Source organism: Bacillus sp. C-3-6 (genome assembly GCF_054509685.1).
In genome coordinates this window covers 3,757,801-3,776,717 of sequence record NZ_CM137247.1, presented here as the reverse complement: position 1 = coordinate 3,776,717, position 18,917 = coordinate 3,757,801, and the positions used below count along the sequence as shown (strand labels likewise).

17 protein-coding genes are annotated in these 18,917 nt (G+C 35.5%); 13 read left to right on the top strand and 4 right to left on the bottom strand.

Translation table 11 applies throughout. The annotated features are described in order from the left end of the window. Positions 1–31 precede the first annotated feature (31 nt). Positions 32–232 (bottom strand): YlaI family protein, encoded by a 201-nt coding sequence (locus ACW0JX_RS19185; protein ID WP_002093346.1) that lies wholly within the window; start codon positions 230–232, stop codon positions 32–34. Positions 233–377: 145 nt separating this feature from the next. Between ACW0JX_RS19185 and ACW0JX_RS19180 the strand changes: the two genes are divergently transcribed. Beyond that, positions 378–833, top strand: a complete 456-nt coding sequence (locus tag ACW0JX_RS19180) for a pyridoxamine 5'-phosphate oxidase family protein (protein ID WP_000024600.1) — start codon at positions 378–380, stop codon at positions 831–833. 246 nt (positions 834–1,079) lie between these two features. Next, a complete protein-coding gene (locus ACW0JX_RS19175) occupies positions 1,080–2,408 on the top strand; it encodes a PhoH family protein (RefSeq protein WP_000358083.1) in 1,329 nt (442 codons plus the stop codon). Between the two features lie 31 nt (positions 2,409–2,439). On the opposite strand, the gene ACW0JX_RS19170 is transcribed toward ACW0JX_RS19175, so the two are convergent. Continuing rightward, a complete protein-coding gene (locus tag ACW0JX_RS19170; protein WP_001289809.1) occupies positions 2,440–2,937 on the bottom strand; it encodes a molybdopterin-binding protein in 498 nt (165 codons plus the stop codon). A gap of 155 nt (positions 2,938–3,092) precedes the next feature. Here ACW0JX_RS19170 and ACW0JX_RS19165 point away from each other — a divergent pair, with 155 nt between their 5' ends. The 3 genes from ACW0JX_RS19165 to pyc all read left to right on the top strand — a co-directional run bounded on the left by ACW0JX_RS19165 (position 3,093) and on the right by pyc (position 8,463). Then, positions 3,093–3,380 (top strand): YlaN family protein, encoded by a 288-nt coding sequence (locus tag ACW0JX_RS19165; RefSeq protein ID WP_000135694.1) that lies wholly within the window; start codon positions 3,093–3,095, stop codon positions 3,378–3,380. A 125-nt stretch (positions 3,381–3,505) separates the two neighbouring features. Then, positions 3,506–4,684 (top strand): FtsW/RodA/SpoVE family cell cycle protein, encoded by a 1,179-nt coding sequence (locus ACW0JX_RS19160; RefSeq protein WP_088020433.1) that lies wholly within the window; start codon positions 3,506–3,508, stop codon positions 4,682–4,684. A gap of 332 nt (positions 4,685–5,016) precedes the next feature. Continuing rightward, entirely contained in the window at positions 5,017–8,463 is a 3,447-nt protein-coding gene (gene pyc, locus ACW0JX_RS19155; RefSeq protein WP_459245006.1) for a pyruvate carboxylase, read from the top strand. 85 nt (positions 8,464–8,548) lie between these two features. Here pyc and ctaA read toward each other — a convergent pair whose 3' ends face one another. Continuing rightward, positions 8,549–9,484 (bottom strand): heme A synthase, encoded by a 936-nt coding sequence (gene ctaA, locus ACW0JX_RS19150; protein ID WP_001188740.1) that lies wholly within the window; start codon positions 9,482–9,484, stop codon positions 8,549–8,551. A gap of 497 nt (positions 9,485–9,981) precedes the next feature. Here ctaA and ctaB point away from each other — a divergent pair, with 497 nt between their 5' ends. The 7 genes from ctaB (at position 9,982) to ACW0JX_RS19115 (ending at position 17,122) form a co-directional block, all read left to right on the top strand. Further along, positions 9,982–10,905, top strand: coding sequence for a protoheme IX farnesyltransferase (gene ctaB / locus ACW0JX_RS19145; protein WP_001015053.1), 924 nt, complete (start codon positions 9,982–9,984; stop codon positions 10,903–10,905). A 93-nt stretch (positions 10,906–10,998) separates the two neighbouring features. Further along, on the top strand, positions 10,999–12,048 hold the full coding sequence (coxB, locus tag ACW0JX_RS19140) for a cytochrome c oxidase subunit II (protein WP_000745273.1): 1,050 nt from the start codon (positions 10,999–11,001) through the stop codon (positions 12,046–12,048). A 60-nt stretch (positions 12,049–12,108) separates the two neighbouring features. Next, positions 12,109–13,944, top strand: coding sequence for a cytochrome c oxidase subunit I (ctaD, locus tag ACW0JX_RS19135; RefSeq protein ID WP_172452085.1), 1,836 nt, complete (start codon positions 12,109–12,111; stop codon positions 13,942–13,944). Then, positions 13,944–14,567, top strand: a complete 624-nt coding sequence (ctaE, locus tag ACW0JX_RS19130; protein ID WP_000557861.1) for a cytochrome c oxidase subunit III — start codon at positions 13,944–13,946, stop codon at positions 14,565–14,567. Before ctaD ends, ctaE begins: the two co-directional genes overlap by 1 nt. Before the next feature lie 3 nt (positions 14,568–14,570). Continuing rightward, positions 14,571–14,903, top strand: a complete 333-nt coding sequence (gene ctaF / locus ACW0JX_RS19125; protein ID WP_000985703.1) for a cytochrome c oxidase subunit IVB — start codon at positions 14,571–14,573, stop codon at positions 14,901–14,903. An 80-nt stretch (positions 14,904–14,983) separates the two neighbouring features. Further along, on the top strand, positions 14,984–15,889 hold the full coding sequence (ctaG, locus tag ACW0JX_RS19120) for a cytochrome c oxidase assembly factor CtaG (RefSeq protein ID WP_016080459.1): 906 nt from the start codon (positions 14,984–14,986) through the stop codon (positions 15,887–15,889). Between the two features lie 234 nt (positions 15,890–16,123). Next, complete coding sequence (locus tag ACW0JX_RS19115) at positions 16,124–17,122, top strand: formamidase (RefSeq protein ID WP_459245005.1); 999 nt, start codon at positions 16,124–16,126, stop codon at positions 17,120–17,122. 44 nt (positions 17,123–17,166) lie between these two features. Here the strand turns inward: ACW0JX_RS19115 and ACW0JX_RS19110 are convergent, their stop codons facing one another. Next, entirely contained in the window at positions 17,167–17,532 is a 366-nt protein-coding gene (locus ACW0JX_RS19110) for a YugN family protein (protein WP_001160948.1), read from the bottom strand. Positions 17,533–17,736: 204 nt separating this feature from the next. Between ACW0JX_RS19110 and ACW0JX_RS19105 the strand changes: the two genes are divergently transcribed. Continuing rightward, positions 17,737–18,771 (top strand): CAP domain-containing protein, encoded by a 1,035-nt coding sequence (locus tag ACW0JX_RS19105; protein ID WP_000735387.1) that lies wholly within the window; start codon positions 17,737–17,739, stop codon positions 18,769–18,771. Positions 18,772–18,917 lie beyond the last annotated feature (146 nt).

The following is an 18,917-nucleotide window of genomic DNA, read 5'->3' as shown; positions in this document are numbered from 1 at the left end:
TTATCTATATGAGTAAGGACTTATTTACATTTTACCAATCGTCTTCGACTTTTTTATCACGATATAATCGAAAATTACCACTTGCATGACGTTCCATTGTACGCTCTGCAATTCGTTCCGAACATTCCATGCACATATATGTATGAATAGGGCGATTACGCAGTTTTTTTGCCGTAGGATTTTCATCATCTAACATATCTTTTTTATCACAAATCATACATTTGACTCTCATTTCGTCACCTCAATACGAATTCTATCAGTATAAGTATATCATGGAAGTATAATGTTTTTGAATAATAGTGGGAAAAAATAATATTTTCGCAATTCGAAAAATAAGTTATGATAAGGATATACCAAGTATGTTTGGAGGTGAAAATATGGCGAATGTAGTAGAGCCTACTTTAACAGAGGGTTTAGTACAAACGTTGCGTAAAGAGTGTATTGTGATGATAGCAACGACAGATTTCGAAAAACAAGTTCCTAACGTAAGTGCTATTTCTTGGGTGTATGCAGTGAGCAAAACTAGTATTCGATTTGCAGTAGATCAACGTTCACGTATTGTGGAAAATATAAGGCATAATACAGGTGTAGTATTGACTATAATGGCGAATGAATCCGTATTTTCTATAAGTGGTGCAGGTGAAATTTTGACAGATAGAATGGAAGGTATTTCTTTGAAATTAACTGTAATAGAAGTTAATGTGCAAGAAGTACGTGATGTTATGTTTTATGGAGCGAAACTTGCAATTGAACCAACATATGAAAAAACATACGATCTTCGGGCGGCCAAAAAGCTGGATAACGAAGTGCTAGTAGGAATAAGAGAATTATAAATGTGCTAAATAAGAAATTCGTTTATTCACTTTTGTAATCGGTTATTGTGATTTAACGTTAATAATTATAATAAAAAGTAATATATTGAATAGAAATGAATAAAGAATAAATAAAAGGTTTAATGACTATGATTTTCGATTCTACCTCGTTTACACGGTACATATAATTATAACAATGGTTCGTCCATATTTTATGGATGAAACCCTTGTTCTACAAATTTAAAAGTGGAGTCAGGGGGTAACAGGTTGGATAAAATTTATGTGTTAGATACGAATGTACTTTTGCAGGATCCTTTATCTATTTTTTCATTTGAAACCAATGAAGTAGTGATTCCAGCAGTTGTATTAGAAGAGGTTGATTCGAAAAAACGTTATATGGATGAAGTAGGACGAAATGCTCGTTATGTATCTAAGTTAATAGATAAATTTCGTGAAATAGGAAAGCTGCATGAAAGTATCCCGCTAGAAAATGGCGGAACATTTCGTATTGAATTAAACCATCGTTCATTTGTGCAACTACAAGATATTTTTGTAGAAAAAACAAATGATAATCGAATTTTAGCTGTAGCAAAAAATCTATCTTTAGAAGAACAGGAAAAAGAGGACGGGAAGTCTGTTATTTTAGTAAGTAAAGATGTACTCGTAAGGGTAAAAGCTGATGCAATTGGTTTGAAGGCTGAAGATTATTTAAGTGATCGCGTAATTGAAGTAGAAAATATATATTCTGGCTTTTTAGAAGGATATATATCAAAAGAACAATTGGATTATTTTTATGAGAAAGGTGAATTGCCTCTATCTGAAATTGCGAATCACCCTTTTTACCCAAATCAATTTGTAGTAATGAAAGATGCATTAGGGGGCTCTAGTTCTGCGCTTGGCATTGTGGATCACTTAGGTAAGAAGGTAAAGAAACTTATTTTTCACAATGAACAAGTGTGGGGGATACGACCACGAAACGTGCAGCAAATTATGGGATTAGAATTGTTGCTTCGTGAAGATATTCCGCTTGTAACATTAACGGGGAAAGCCGGCACAGGAAAAACGTTACTTGCGTTAGCTTCGGGACTTATGCAAACAGAAGATTTAGGGTTATATAAAAAATTACTCGTTGCAAGACCAATTGTCCCAGTCGGAAAAGATATCGGTTATTTACCAGGAGAAAAGGAAGAAAAGTTAAGACCATGGATGCAACCAATTTTTGATAACCTAGAGTATTTATTTAATACGAAAAAGCCAGGAGAGTTAGATGCTATTTTAGCTGGAATGGGTTCGATTGAAGTAGAAGCCCTTACTTATATACGCGGGAGAAGTATTCCAGATCAGTTCATTATCATTGACGAAGCACAAAATTTAACAAAGCATGAAGTGAAAACGATACTAACTAGGGTAGGGGAAAAGAGTAAGATTGTATTGATGGGAGATCCTCAGCAAATTGATCACCCATATTTAGATGAATATAATAATGGCTTAACGTATGTTGTAGAGAAGTTTAAAGAACAGCGCATTAGTGGTCATGTGAAGTTTGTTAAAGGGGAGCGATCTAATTTAGCTCAACTAGCAGCAGATTTATTGTAAAAAGGAGTGAGCTTAAGCTCACTCCTTTTCTTTAAATAATTGTAAATTTACGGATGTTCCGGATTGGATTTTGTTGATTAGATCCATCATTGAAATAGAGATGAACAGGCCCGTCTTCTTTTAATGGTTTTCCTTCTTTTGAAAAGCCTAGTATAGCATTTTTGACAGTTTCTAATGGAAGTGTCATTGTATGATCTACCGTTTCAATTTCAACTTGCGTAGCGTCCTCTAAAATTTCAGCGTTAGCAAGGAATGGATGAAAGGGTATACCAAATGTTCCAGTAATTAGCTGTTCTTTTTTATATTTCTTTACACTTTGTTGTATAGGTGGGAAGGCAGCACCATCACGAATTTCACGATCCCAATGTTCTGAAGTGTTTTTTAAATAAGTTTCTAGTTCAGACGTGTTTTCTCTAGTTTCATCAAAGTAAGTTGTCAAATCTACTTTTCGATCATCAAAGATCCAAACAGTTGGATCAATAGTGATTGGAAAACGTACTTTTCCGTTAATAAATAAAATTTCGCTCATTGTTGTTCCCCCATTTGTGTTATACTCCCACTTTTCAGTATAATAGCATTAGACACTGTTGTCACAAAAAATGTTTCTATTGCAATTTATTAAAACTATCGCTAATATTAATAGATAGGATAGAGGAGAGTAGGACGGAAACGGAGGGAATCAATTTGGCGTCTGAGACAGTAGCAAATCATCAGGAAAAGGCACTAGCCCTTCTACAAGCGGATGCAGAGAAGATTTTAAGACTTATTAAGGTGCAAATGGACCATCTTACAATGCCGCAATGTCCATTATATGAAGAAGTGTTAGACACACAAATGTTTGGACTATCCCGCGAGGTCGATTTTGCAGTTCGCCTTGGTCTTATTGCAGAAGAACAAGGGAAAGCAATGTTAGGTGAGCTCGAACGTGAGTTATCTGCACTTCATGAAGCGTTTACAAACAAACAACAATAACGGGTTCAAATAAGGGGGCTCAAACTAAATTAGTTTGAGCTTTTTATTTGTATAATAAAGCAGGAAGAATCAATGTACATATGGAATACAACAATAATTAAATTGAAACAGAAAGAGGAAATGAAATGAAAAAAGTATGGAAATCAATGGATTATTCATTATTACTTCCTCTTGTTATCTTATGTGTGCTGGGAGTAATAATGGTATATAGTTCTAGTTCCATTGTTGCGATTTCGAGGCATAACTGGCCGGCAAATTACTTTTTTAAAAAACAATTAATAACTTTAGCTATTGGAACGGTATTGTTAGTAATTGTAGCCTCGTTACCTTATAAGTTTTGGAGGAAACGAATAATTTTATCGGCGATGGGGCTAGGGAGTATTGCTTTACTAGCAGCAGCCTTGATTTTTGGTAAGGAAATAAATGGTGCAAAAGGTTGGATATTAGGTATACAGCCCGCTGAATTTGTTAAACTATCGATTATTATAATATTAGCTCGCTTTTTTGCAAGAAGACAAGAGACAAATACACCTGTTTTTAAAGGGTCGGGACTTACACTTGGTTTTGTTGGAATGGCAATGTTTTTAATTTTAAAGCAAAATGATTTAGGTACCGATTTGTTAATTGCAGGAACAGTAGGAATTATGTTTCTTTGTTCAGGAGTACGGATTAATTTATGGATTAAACGAATTGTTTTAACTTCTATAGTATGGATTCCAGCGCTATATTTTCTGGCTAATTATAAATTAAGTGGGTACCAAAAGGCCCGTTTTTCAGTTTTTCTTGATCCATTCAATGATCCTCAGAATGATGGATTCCAATTGGTAAATTCTTTTATTGGAATTGCTTCAGGAGGGCTAAACGGTCGAGGATTAGGAAATAGTGTGCAAAAATATGGATATTTACCAGAACCGCAAACAGATTTTATTATGGCTATTATATCTGAAGAGTTAGGTTTTATTGGTGTAGCTATTATTTTAATTTGCTTGCTACTTATTATTATTCGTTCATTCAGGATTGCTCAAAAATGTAAAGATCCGTTTGGAAGTTTAATTGCAATCGGAATTGCAAGTTTAATGGGAGTACAAACTTTTGTTAATGTTGGTGGTATGTCTGGATTAATACCGCTTACGGGAGTACCTTTACCGTTTATTAGTTATGGCGGGAGTTCCTTAATAGCTAATCTACTTGCGATGGGAATACTACTTAATATTGCTAGTCATGTAAAACGAGAAGAGAAACAGCAGAATGAGGGAATAAAAGAAAGAGAACAAAATGGACCACATCTTGTAGTTGTAAAATAAAAACACATTGTGCTTTAGAGCATGATGTGTTTTTTATTTTCAAGTAGTTTTAAATATGATGTATTAATTTCTATTTCAGTTAAAAGATATATCACATTTGTTTAAATGTGATATACAATTAAGTTGTTAGAAAAGGAAGAGGTATGCTATACTATTTTTGTGAAACAAATTGCACAGAAAACTTATCATTTGTTAAAAAATAAGGTATGATGGATAAAAATAAAGTGAAGCTTTCTAAGTATAATATAATGTGGAAAGTGAAGAACTTCACGCTTTTTAAGGTGTGTATATATTTTATCTCTAGAGTGGTAGGAAAGTAGAGGGGGAAAATCATGACAAAGCTGCAACGTATTCAAAAAGTATTGGTAGCTAACCGTGGAGAGATTGCAATTCGTGTGTTTCGAGCTTGTTCGGAACTTGGATTAAAAACAGTTGCAATCTATTCTAAAGAGGATAGTGGTTCTTATCATCGCTATAAAGCCGATGAGTCCTATTTAGTTGGGGAAGGAAAAAAACCAATTGATGCTTATCTAGATATTGAAGGCATTATTGAGATTGCAAAAAGTAATCATGTAGATGCAATCCACCCTGGATATGGTTTCTTGTCAGAAAATATTCAATTCGCTAAACGTTGTGAAGAAGAAGGAATTATCTTTATCGGTCCGAAAAGTAAGCATTTAGATATGTTTGGAGATAAAGTGAAAGCAAGAACACAAGCGCAGCTAGCACAAATTCCAGTTATACCTGGTAGTGATGGTCCAGTAAATTCATTAGAAGAAGTCGAAAAATTTGCTGAAAAGTATGATTACCCAATTATTATTAAAGCATCCCTTGGGGGTGGCGGTCGTGGTATGCGTATTGTGCGTACTAGTGAGGAATTAGGAGAATCATATAATCGAGCGAAATCAGAAGCGAAAGCAGCCTTTGGTAATGATGAAGTTTACGTCGAAAAATTCGTTGAAAAACCTAAACATATAGAAGTACAAATTTTAGCAGATGAAGAAGGCAATGTTGTTCATTTATACGAGCGTGACTGTTCTGTACAACGTCGTCATCAAAAAGTTGTAGAAATTGCACCGAGTGTATCACTTTCAGATGATCTGCGTCAGCGTATTTGTGATGCTGCTGTGAAGTTAACGAAAAATGTAAACTATTTAAATGCAGGAACAGTAGAATTCCTTGTAAAAGATGATGAGTTTTACTTTATTGAAGTAAATCCACGTGTTCAAGTAGAACATACGATTACAGAAATGATTACGGGAGTAGATATTGTTCAATCACAAATTTTAATAGCTGATGGACATTCATTACATAGCAAAATGGTAGGTGTTCCGAAGCAAGAGGAAGTAGTTGTACATGGATTTGCAATTCAATCTCGTGTAACAACTGAAGATCCGCTAAATAATTTTATGCCGGATACAGGAAAAATTATGGCGTATCGATCAGGCGGTGGTTTTGGTGTGCGTCTTGATACAGGAAATAGCTTCCAAGGTGCAGTTATTACACCATACTACGATTCTTTACTTGTAAAAGTTACAACTTGGGCACTTACTTTTGAGCAAGCTGCTGCAAAAATGGAACGTAACTTAAAAGAATTCCGTATTCGTGGTATTAAAACAAATATTCCATTCCTAGAGAATGTAGTAAAACATAAAAACTTCTTATCAGGAGAATATGATACTTCGTTTATTGATGTGTCACCTGAACTATTCTTGTTCCCGAAACGTAAAGACCGCGGAACGAAAATGTTAAATTATATTGGTTCAGTAACAGTAAATGGCTTCCCAGGAGTAGGGAAAAAAGAAAAGCCAATATTCCCAGATGCTCGTATTCCATGTTTAAAACATTCAGAGCCAATCCAAAATGGAACGAAACAAATTTTGGACGAGCGTGGAGCAGATGGATTAGTAAAATGGGTACAGGATCAAAACCGTGTACTTTTAACGGATACAACATTCCGTGATGCACATCAGTCATTACTTGCAACTCGTATTCGTACAAAAGATTTACATCAAATTGCAGAGCCAACAGCAAGAATGTTACCAAACCTATTCTCAGCTGAAATGTGGGGCGGTGCAACGTTTGATGTCGCGTATCGTTTCTTAAAAGAAGATCCATGGGAACGATTACTAGATCTTCGTGAAAAAATGCCGAACGTTTTATTCCAAATGTTACTACGTTCGTCAAACGCAGTTGGCTACAAAAACTATCCAGATAATTTAATTCAAAAATTTGTGGAGTGTTCTGCTCAAGCAGGCATTGATGTGTTCCGTATTTTTGATAGTTTAAACTGGGTAGAAGGTATGAGAGTTGCAATTGATGCTGTACGAGATACTGGTAAAATTGCAGAAGCAACAATGTGCTATACAGGAGATATTCATGATCCATTACGTAGTAAATATGATTTGAATTATTATAAAAACTTAGCAAAAGAGTTGGAAGCATCGGGAGCTCACATTTTAGGTATTAAAGATATGGCTGGCTTACTAAAACCAAACGCAGCATATGATTTAGTTTCAGCATTAAAAGAGACGGTATCGATTCCGATTCACCTGCATACGCACGATACGAGTGGAAATGGTATATTAACGTATACGAAGGCAATTGAAGCAGGTGTTGATATTGTCGATGTAGCAGTGAGTTCTATGGCTGGTCAAACGTCACAACCGAGTGCGAACACATTATTCTATGCACTAGGTGGAAATGAAAGACAACCAGATGTTAATATCGATTCTTTAGAAAAGCTATCTCATTATTGGGAAGATGTACGCAAATACTATGCACCGTTTGAAAGTGGTATGAATGCACCTCACACAGAGGTATATATGCATGAAATGCCAGGTGGACAGTATAGTAATCTTCAGCAACAAGCGAAGGCGGTTGGTTTAGGAGATCGCTTTGATGAAGTGAAAGTAATGTACCGTCGTGTGAATGACATGTTTGGAGATATTGTAAAAGTAACACCGTCATCAAAAGTTGTTGGCGATATGGCGTTATTTATGGTTCAAAACCACCTGACAGAACAAGATGTTTTAGAGCGTGGACATGCTTTGGACTTCCCTGGATCTGTTGTTGAAATGTTCTCTGGTGATTTAGGTCAACCGTACGGTGGTTTCCCGAAAGAATTGCAAAAGATTATTTTAAAAGGGAAAGAGCCGTTAACAGTAAGACCAGGTGAACTACTAGAGCCAGTAGATTTCGACGCGTTAAAAGAAGAATTATTCCATAAACTTGGACGCGAAGTAACAATTTTTGATGTAGTTGCATATGCATTATATCCAAAAGTATTTATGGACTATGAAAAAGTTGCTGAGCTTTATGGAAATGTATCTGTACTTGATACACCGACATTCTTCTATGGTATGAGACTAGGTGAAGAAATTGATGTGGAAATTGAACAAGGTAAGACATTGATGGTTAAACTTGTATCAATTGGAGAACCACAGCCGGATGGAAATCGTGTCCTTTACTTGGAATTTAATGGTCAACCACGTGAAATTGTCGTGAAAGACGAGAGTGTGAAAGCAACAGTTGCACAACGTGTGAAAGGAAACCGTGAAAATCCAAATCACATTAGTGCAACAATGCCAGGAACGGTAATTAAAGTAGTTGTAAAAGAAGGCGATGAAGTAAAAAAAGGCGATTCTATGGCAATTACAGAAGCGATGAAAATGGAAACGACAGTTCAAGCGCCGTTCAATGGTAAAGTGAAAAAAGTATATGTTAACGATGGTGATGCAATTCAAACGGGTGATTTACTTATTGAATTAGATCACTAAAATAAAAAAAGAGCTGTGTAAATACAGCTCTTTTCTTTATTGCAAAAAATCCCTTGCCGAATTGGCAAGGGATTTTAGTTTTAAATTATTTTGTTTGTTTAGAAGTTGATCCGGCTTCTTTTGCATTCACTTTACTTCTTGTTCCTAACATAACTAAATAGCATAGTACGGCAAACAAGCAAGAAATGAATAGAGAATGTAACAATGCCATTGCTAAACTAGCGTTTGTAAATACAACTAAAATTCCTACTACAGCTTGAAGTGTAACAAGGATAAATGAAATGATCCATCCCCAATATACTACAGGTTGCTGTTTGTAATGACGAATAGCGAGAATCATCGCGTAAAGTATCCAAGCGAAAATTAACATTGCTGCAACTCTATGGCCCATTTGAACCCATTCATGTAGTTGAGTTGGCATAGGTCTGTTTTTGCTACATAAAGGAAAGTCTGGACAGGCTAAGCTAGCTCGTTCGTGACGTACTAAAGCACCTGTGTAGACGACGATATAACTGTAAATTGTTACACCATAAATATGAAATTTCATTTTTTTGTCCATAATAAGAGAACGTGCATCAAATTTTTGGTCAATTTCAAAGATAAGACACGTTAATAAAATGACAGAAGCAAATGAAATTAAGGAAATACCGAAATGGATAGCAAGTACAGCTGGCATTTGTCCCCAAACGACTGCTGCTGCTCCCATTAATGCTTGTGCAACTAAAAATACGAAGGATAAAATTGCTAACGTTTTTGTTTCACGCACATGTTTATAATATTTCCAGGACAAAATACAAAGGAGAGTGACAAGAATTCCAGCTGATCCTGATGTTAATCGGTGGCTAAGTTCAATAATAGTTTCCATTGATAAATTAGATGGAACAAATTCACCGTTACAAAGTGGCCATGATTTACCACAACCTTGACCAGAACCTGTTTTTGTAACTAAAGCGCCTCCTAATAAAACTATTAATAAATCAAGGCTTGTAATGACTGCTAACCATTTAATAAAGCGTTGCAATCTCTTTCACCATCTTTCTGCTATGAAGTTATTGCGAAATATTTTCATTCCATTATGTATAGAATAAAACGCGCTAGTTCCTATGATATATAAAAAATAATAAAATAGCAAAGAAATGGAGGGGAAAGGAAAGGGGGAGAAAATAGGTGTAAAAACAGGGTTCCTAAGGAAAAATTTAGGTGAAAAACAGGCTATTTTGAAAAGAAATGGGGAGAATACGTGTTAAATAGGATAAAATAGTTTATTATAGAAGGTAACATCATGTTATGATAAGGACAAGTCAGAATGAAGTTTTTTATATTCGACACAAAAAGTTCATGTTTTCTTCACAAAATGTTCGGGAAATATGATTTAATATATTGGAGTATGGGCGTAGATTAGTAGTAGAATGGGTTAACAATGTTTCTACTGTAATAATATTGCTATATAGAAGCGAATTATTTCATTTGAAATAGGCGCAAAAAGAAAGATGAAAGTTTTAAGAGGGGGTTAGAGTGATGAACCATGCAACAAGTGAGCTGCATGATGAGTCCGCTGTTACAAGTGTACCGGAAACAACCCGGATACAAGATTTAAAAGCACTCGTTAAAATGGGGATTGTAAACTCAAATACACTTACTGTATTTACAGGATTTTGGTTGGCATTACACTTTAATGGATTAAGTGTAATGGATAATCTGGATAAGTTATTCTTTACAATCGTTGGTTCTGGATTAGTTATGGCAGGGGTATGTTGTTTAAACAACTACATTGATCGAGACATCGATCCATTAATGGAAAGAACAAAGACCCGTCCAACGGTTACTGGAAAGTATAAACCAGGATTTGCACTTACATTTGGACTAGTCATATTACTTCTTGGTTTTGTATTTTTATTATTAACAACACCAATGGCAGTCTTAATGGGATTTATTGGTGCTTTCACATATGTTGTTCTATATAGTTTATGGACAAAGAGAAAGTATACACTAAATACTGTTGTAGGTAGTATATCTGGTGCAGTTCCACCTTTAATTGGATGGGCAGCAATCGATCCATCTTTAGGTCATCCAATTGCTTGGATGTTATTTTTAATTATGTTTATTTGGCAAATCCCACATTTCCTTGCATTAGCGATGAAACGTGTTGATGAATATCGAAATGCAGGAATTCCAATGCTTCCTGTAGTTCATGGATTTGAAATTACGAAACGCCAAATTATGATTTGGACAGTATGTTTATTACCACTACCATTTTATATGAGTGGACTAGGGATAACATTTATGGTAATTGCAACACTGCTTAACATCGGATGGATCGCTTTAGGATTTTATGGATTCCGTAAGAAAGATGACATAAAATGGTCCGTGCAAATGTTTGTTTATTCCCTAAATTATTTAACAATCTTATTTGTATCAATGATTGTAGTTACATTCTTCTAAGACAACGACATAATTGGATTTCTTTACGTTGAGATTTACTTTACTTAACTATAAAGTACAATCTAATTCACAAGGAAAGTGGGGGTTGTTTGTATGAAGAAACAGTGGCGACTGCTTTCGTTCGTTTCACTGCTGGCTTTACTGTTAGGGGGATGCGGTAAAGCCTTTCAATCTACTTTAATTCCGCAAGGAGAAGTAGCAAAAATGCAATATGATTTACTTCTACTTGCGAGTGCAATCATGGTAGGAGTAGTACTAGTAGTTACTATTATTTTCTTGTATGTAATTGTGCGTTTCCGACAAAAGAAAGGTCAGGAAGATTATATTCCAGAGCAAGTTGAAGGAAATCACAAGCTAGAAATTATATGGACAGTTATTCCGATTATTCTTTTACTAATCTTAGCTGTTCCAACGGTTACATATACATTCAAACTTGCTGATGTAAGTGCGATGGAGAAAAAGAATATTGATAAAGATACTATCGTTGTTGATGTAACAGCGAATCTTTATTGGTGGGAATTTTCTTATAAATCAGAAAAGATAGTAACTTCGCAAGATTTAGTCATCCCCACAGGTAAGAAAGTGTATTTAAATTTGAAGGGTGCCGATATTAAACACTCATTTTGGGTTCCATCTTTAGCTGGGAAAATGGATACAAATACAGACAATGTGAACAAAATGTGGTTAAAGGCAGATAAATCGGGCACTTATAATGGTTTTTGTACAGAATTTTGCGGCCCATCACATTCTTTAATGCAATTTAAAGTGAAAGCTTTAGATGAAAGCGAGTACAAAAATTGGCTTGCTGATATGAAGAAGATTGATGGGAAGAAAGAAGTAGCTTCAACAAAGGCGCAAGAGGGCCAAGAAATATTTAATAAAAGCTGTATTGGTTGTCACGCAGTTGGATCTAATGATAGTAGACCACCTTCCGCTCGTATCGCACCAAACTTAGCAAACTTTGCGGATCGCGATATGGTTGCCGGTATTGCCGAAAACAATGAAGAAAACTTAAAAAAATGGCTGAAAGATCCTGAAAATATGAAGCCAGGAAACAAAATGACTGGCAAATATGGCAACTTAACGGATGATCAAATTGATGCATTAAATGCATACTTACAAACGTTAAAAGTTGAAAAGTAAAGAGGGATTATTCGCGAAGGGGAGGTTGAAAACGTGAGTTCTGTAGCAAAAAAACAGGGGATGGGTGCTGTCATATGGGATTATTTAACGACAGTAGACCATAAAAAGATTGCCATTCTCTATTTAATTGCAGGTGGATTGTTTTTTGTAATAGGCGGAATAGAAGCTCTATTTATTCGCCTTCAATTAGCGATTCCTAACAACGCTTTTCTTGTTGGGGATGCTTATAATCAAGTATTGACGATGCACGGTACAACAATGATTTTCCTCGCAGCTATGCCACTCGTGTTTGCATTTATGAACGCCGCTGTACCACTTCAAATTGGTGCACGTGATGTAGCGTTCCCGTTTTTGAATTCACTCGGATTTTGGTTATTTTTCTTTGGTGGAGTATTTTTAAATTTAAGTTGGTTTTTAGGTGGAGCACCTGATGCAGGATGGACATCTTATGCATCTTTAGCTTTAGCTTCTAAAGGTCATGGTGTTGATTTCTATGTACTCGGTTTGCAAATCTCAGGTATTGGTACATTAATTGGAGGTATTAACTTCCTTGTCACCATTATTAATATGCGTGCGCCAGGAATGACGTATATGCGTATGCCGATGTTTACATGGACGACATTTGTAACATCTTCGCTTATATTATTCGCTTTTCCACCGTTAACTGTAGGATTAGGACTTTTAATGTTAGATCGTTTATTTGGAACAAGTTTCTTTAATCCAGCATTGGGTGGGAATACAATTATATGGGAGCATTTATTCTGGATTTTCGGTCATCCAGAAGTATACATTCTTATACTCCCAGCTTTCGGAATATTCTCAGAAATCTTCGCGACATTTTCGAAAAAACGATTGTTTGGTTATTCATCGATGGTGTTTGCGACTGTATTAATTGGATTTTTAGGATTTATGGTATGGGCGCATCATATGTTTACTGTTGGACTTGGTCCAGTTGCTAATGCTATTTTCTCAGTTGCAACAATGGCGATTGCGGTTCCGACTGGTATCAAAATATTCAACTGGCTCTTTACAATGTGGGGCGGAAATATTCGTTTTACGACACCAATGATGTGGGCAGTAGCTTTCATTCCATCATTCGTCATGGGTGGAGTTACAGGGGTTATGCTAGCATCTGCACCAGCTGATTATCAATTTCATGATAACTATTTCGTAGTAGCACATTTTCATTATGTAATCGTTGGCGGTGTTGTATTTGGTCTACTTGCAGGAGCTCATTATTATTGGCCACTGATGTTTAATAAAGTATTAAATGAAACATTAGGAAAGATAACGTTTTGGCTATTCTTTATCGGTTTCCATTTAACGTTCTTTATTCAGCATTTCCTTGGCTTGATTGGTATGCCACGCCGTTACTACACATATCTTGAAGGGCAAGGGTTGGAAATGGGGAATATGATTAGTTCTATCGGAGCGGTGTTTATGGCCCTTGGGACGATTGTTCTTCTATTCAATGTAATTAAAACGACAGTATCAAAAGAAAAAGCTGGTCGTGATCCGTGGGATGCACGTACATTAGAATGGACGATGCCAGCACCGACACCAGAATATAACTTTAAACAACTACCATTTGTTCGCGGATTAGATCCGTTTTGGATTGAAAAACGTGAAGGTAATAAAGAGATGACAGCAGCGGAACCAGTTGGTGATATTCATATGCCAAATCCTTCGTTTTCACCATTTGTCATTTCTTTCGGATTGTTTATAGCGGCATTTGGTGCAATGTATATGCAGGGCGGAAAAGATAAGTTCTGGTTATTAGTAGCAATTATTGGTTTAATCATTACATTTGGCACAATGTTCCTACGTTCAGTAATCGATGATCATGGATATCATATTCATAAGGAAGATTTAGAGGATAAGGGGGGCAAGGCATAATGCATGTAGATGAAAAATTAACGAATGAAACATTTCCAGCAGAGCCTGAAAAAGCAACCCTTGAGGGGAAAAATAAGTTTGTCGGCTTTTGGTTATTTCTTGGAGGCGAAACAGTGTTGTTCGCTTCCTTGTTTGGCACATATTTAGCGCTAAAGAATTCTACAAATGGTGGACCAACATCTCAAGAGATGTTCCAAATGCCGCTCGTTTTCATTATGACGATGCTTTTATTAACGAGTAGCTTAACGAGTGTATATGCGATGTACCATATGAAAAACTTTAACTTTAAGAAAATGCAACTTTGGTTACTAGTAACTGTATTGCTAGGTTTAGGGTTTTTAGGGTTTGAGATATATGAGTTTTATCATTATACACATGAATTTAAGCATACTATGAGAAGTAGTGCGTTTGGCTCTGCGTTTTATGCTCTTGTTGGTACACATGGACTCCACGTATTGTTTGGATTGTGTTGGATTTTAACATTAATCTTTAGAAATGCGAAGAGAGGTCTAAATTTATACAATGCACCGAAGTTTTATGTTGCATCGATTTATTGGCATTTTATTGACGTAGTTTGGGTGTTTATTTTCACTGTAGTATATTTAATGGGAATGGTGGGATAAACAATGGCGATAAAGCAAACGAATAATCCTAAAGTTGATCTTGTTTATCGGAAGAGAAAAAGTGCGGAGGAAATGAAGCATCAAGTTATTACGTTTGCATTAATGATTTTTTTAACATTAGTTGCATTTGTAGCAGTGGCGTATCCAAAAACTTTTAGTCCGACTTTCTCTGTGCCATTTATTTTACTATTAGCAGTGGTACAAGTAATTTTTCAATTGTATTATTTTATGCATATGAGCCATAAAGGACATGAAGCAGCAAGTTTCTTTCTTTACTCTGGCCTGCTAATAGGGTTAATTACAATTTTAGCTTTTATGACAATTGTGTGGATTTGAAAAGTGAAAAATAAGGGAGCTTGTGTTGTCACAGCTCCCTCTTCATATTATGGAATAACCTTAAGAAGGTAGGTGTGACAATGAGTAACTTATGGATATTTGGTTTTCAGGCTTTATGGAGTCCAATTTTTTTATTATTTATGCTTTCGATTCTTATTGGGTACTTCTTAATTATTGGGCCTTATAGAATGAGATTTGAAAATGCGACGAAGGTAAGTAAGAAGCAAATTATTTATTTTACGACTGGTATTGTTCTTTTGTATTTTGTAAAGGGAGGGCCTATTGATTTAATTGGCCATATTATATTTAGTGCTCATATGTTTGAAATGGCAGTCATGTATATTGCAGTTCCACCGTTACTGTTGCTTGGTATACCAATTTGGTTATATCGTTACATTACTTCTTTTAAGTTCGTTCAAATTATATTAAAGGTATTTGCTAAACCACTTATTGCATTGTTTGTATTTAACGGCCTGTTTTCTTTTTATCATTTACCAGTTGTTTTTGATACGGTAAAACAAAGTCAAATTGCTCATCCTATTTGTCTCACTATATTGTTTTTTACAGCAATCATGATGTGGTGGCCGATGCTAAATCCGTTACCAGAATATCAAACGTTAAGTGATATAAAGAAACTTGGTTACATGTTTGCTAACGGTATATTATTAACGCCAGCTTGTGCGTTAATAATTTTTGCGACAGCTCCGTTATTCGCAACGTATACGGATCCAGCCGCTTGGATGAAAGCAATGGAACTATGTGTACCGGCGGGCACTTTATCAGATTTAAATATAACTGGACCAGAATTTTTACACTGGATGCCAGTAGTACAAGACCAACAAACTGGTGGTATCATAATGAAAATTGTCCAGGAAATAGTGTACGGTACAATTATAGGCTATGTATTCTTTAGATGGGCACGTAGAGAGCGTGAAAAGGATAAGGAGCAGTTGCAGCAATTACCACCTTATTTGCAGACTAAGTAGAAGAAGTGTATGGGATTCCATACGCTTTTTCTTTTTTAGTTTTAGATTTTCGTTAAAGATTGAATTTTCTAATTATTTATGTTAAGTTAGTGTAGGCGTGTACTAAAAGTGGATATAAAATTTACTACTAGCTTTCATGCGTAATAATTCCATATGTAGTGCAAGTTTTTTAGAGAGTTACAAATATATATTGTTATCTTTAATAAACACGAACTATTTTAAGGGGGAATTTAAATGGGTAGTAGTGGAAGTATGGTAAAGCCGATTAGTGGTTTTTTGACAGCGCTAATTCAATATCCAGTACCAGTAGTAGAGTCACGTGCAGACATTGATAAACAAATTCAACAAATCATAAAAACAATTCATTCGACCAAATCAGGTTACCCTGGATTAGAATTGATAGTATTTCCTGAATATAGTACACAAGGGCTCAATACAAAAAAATGGACTACAGAAGAATTTTTATGTACAGTGCCTGGGCCAGAAACAGACTTATTTGCTGAGGCATGTAAGGAATCTAAAGTATATGGTGTTTTTTCAATAATGGAAAAAAACCCTGATGGTGGAGAGCCATATAATACAGCAGTTATTATTGATCCACAAGGTGAAATGATTTTGAAGTATCGTAAGCTAAATCCTTGGGTGCCAGTCGAGCCTTGGAAAGCTGGAGATTTAGGCTTACCTGTTTGTGATGGACCTGGAGGAAGTAAATTAGCTGTTTGTATTTGTCATGATGGCATGTTCCCTGAAGTAGCTCGTGAAGCGGCCTATAAAGGTGCAAATGTCTTGATTCGTATTTCTGGGTATAGCACACAAGTTAGTGAACAATGGATGCTAACCAATCGTTCAAATGCATGGCAGAATTTAATGTATACATTGTCGGTAAACTTAGCGGGTTATGATGGTGTATTTTATTACTTTGGTGAAGGACAAGTATGTAATTTTGATGGGACTACTTTAGTACAGGGGCATCGAAATCCTTGGGAGATTGTTACTGCTGAAGTATATCCAGAACTAGCAGATCAGGCTAGATTAGGATGGGGATTAGAAAATAATATATATAATCTAGGTTCAAGAGGATATGTAGCAACTCCTGGTGGGGTGAAAGAAAATCCATATACGTTTGTAAAAGATTTATCTGAAGGTAAATATAAGGTTCCTTGGGAAGATGAGATTAAAGTAAAGGATGGATCTATTTATGGATATCCAGTAAAAAAAACGATTCATTCTTAGGGGAGGGAAAAAACAAGCGCATCATATTGATGCGCTTGTTTTTGTTAATCAATAATTTGAAGTTCCTTTAACTCTTTTTCGACATTTTGTAGGAGTTGTTCACTTTTTTGAAGTACATTCGTTGGGAAAGTCTCATCATCGCCATATTCAACGCCGTGAGGATAATAATGTTTTCCTAATAAGGGAGGGAGTAGTTTTACTTCAGCGTGTCTACTGCCAATGTCACCTTCAACAGCAACGCCTTGCACCCGCAAATAATAAACATCCTTTAATATTTCAAATTTATAATCGTATGTAACCCGTTCATAATCCCACTGTCCAGCAAGTACGAAGTGGTTGTTTTCCATGATTTCAGTTAAAAGAGTTAATTCAACGACGGCTCCATTAAATTTCGTATTTGTAAATTGCATATAATACCTCCTTTTTTAATGTTACACCATTATTTTTATAATAGTATGAATAATAAGAAAGTGCAATTCATATTGAGAGAAAAGGGATAATCCAGACTTTTTTCACAAAAATATGATATAGTGAAAAGAGTACGGTACACACAAAAAGAAAGAAAAGGATTTGTGTATATCTCAATTTTATGTTTTGTTCAGGAGGTATATCGTTTGAAGAAATTATTGCGTATCGTAATGATTACAATTTTAATTTTAGCTGTTGATTTATACGGGAAATTACTCGTTTCACAATATATATTAACCCCATCTCAATCAAAGCAAGAAAATAAAATTGTGAAAAAGAAAAAGCAAATTAAGGAAGACTCCTCAGACACTGTTTTAAATATGATTGGTGAAGACTCTGAAAATTTATTAGCGAAGTGGGGAGAACCCTCTCGAATAGAGCCATCTGCATACGGATATGAATGGTGGGTATACAATCAGGATTTAACTCAGTATGTTCAATTCGGAGTTTCTGAACGTAAAGTTATAACGGCGTACGCTGCTGGTGAACAAGTTAAGGTTCCACCTTATTATATAAATGAAAAATATGAAGAAGTATATAAAAAAAGTCCGCTTTCGCATGAAATTTCATTAAAAAGAGGGAAAAATAGTTATCAATTTGAACTATCTGATACCGAAGTCATGGAACAACCGTTAATACCTGTAGAAGATGGATGGGCGCAATTGTATTTTGATCAATTTACACATGAGCTTGTGGGTGTTCGTTATATGGATGATGAAACTTTATTACGCCAAAGACCATATCAGCTCGTTTATTCAGGTGAATTAATAGCAGAACAACCATTGACTCCAGAAAAGATAAAACAAGTAGAAAATGGGAATATGCAACAAATTTTTGATTTAACAAATATCATTCGAAGTCGTCATAAATTACCATTATTAACATGGGATCAGGAAACGGCAGATGTTGCTGTTGGTCACAGTAAAGATATGAAAGACAATAATTATTTTTCTCATGACTCACCTACATTAGGTACGCTAGGAGATCGTTTGCAGCGCGGGAAAGTAGGATTTCAACTTGCTGGTGAGAACATAGCGGCGCAACATAGTGATGGAATTGCGGCAGTGCAAGGTTGGTTAAATAGTGAGGGGCATAGAAAGAATTTATTAAATGAACAATTTACAGGATTAGGTGTTGGTGTATACGATAAATTTTATACACAAAACTTTATTCGAAAATAAAGCGAAACTGTAAGCGGTGGGGTGTTACATCACCTAATTAGTTACTTCGTATTCACTGAATTGTAGGTGGGAATCTGACCGTATGCAAATAGCAGAAAAAAAGGTGCATGAATCGTCTAAAAATAGGCGAACCATGCGCCTTTTTT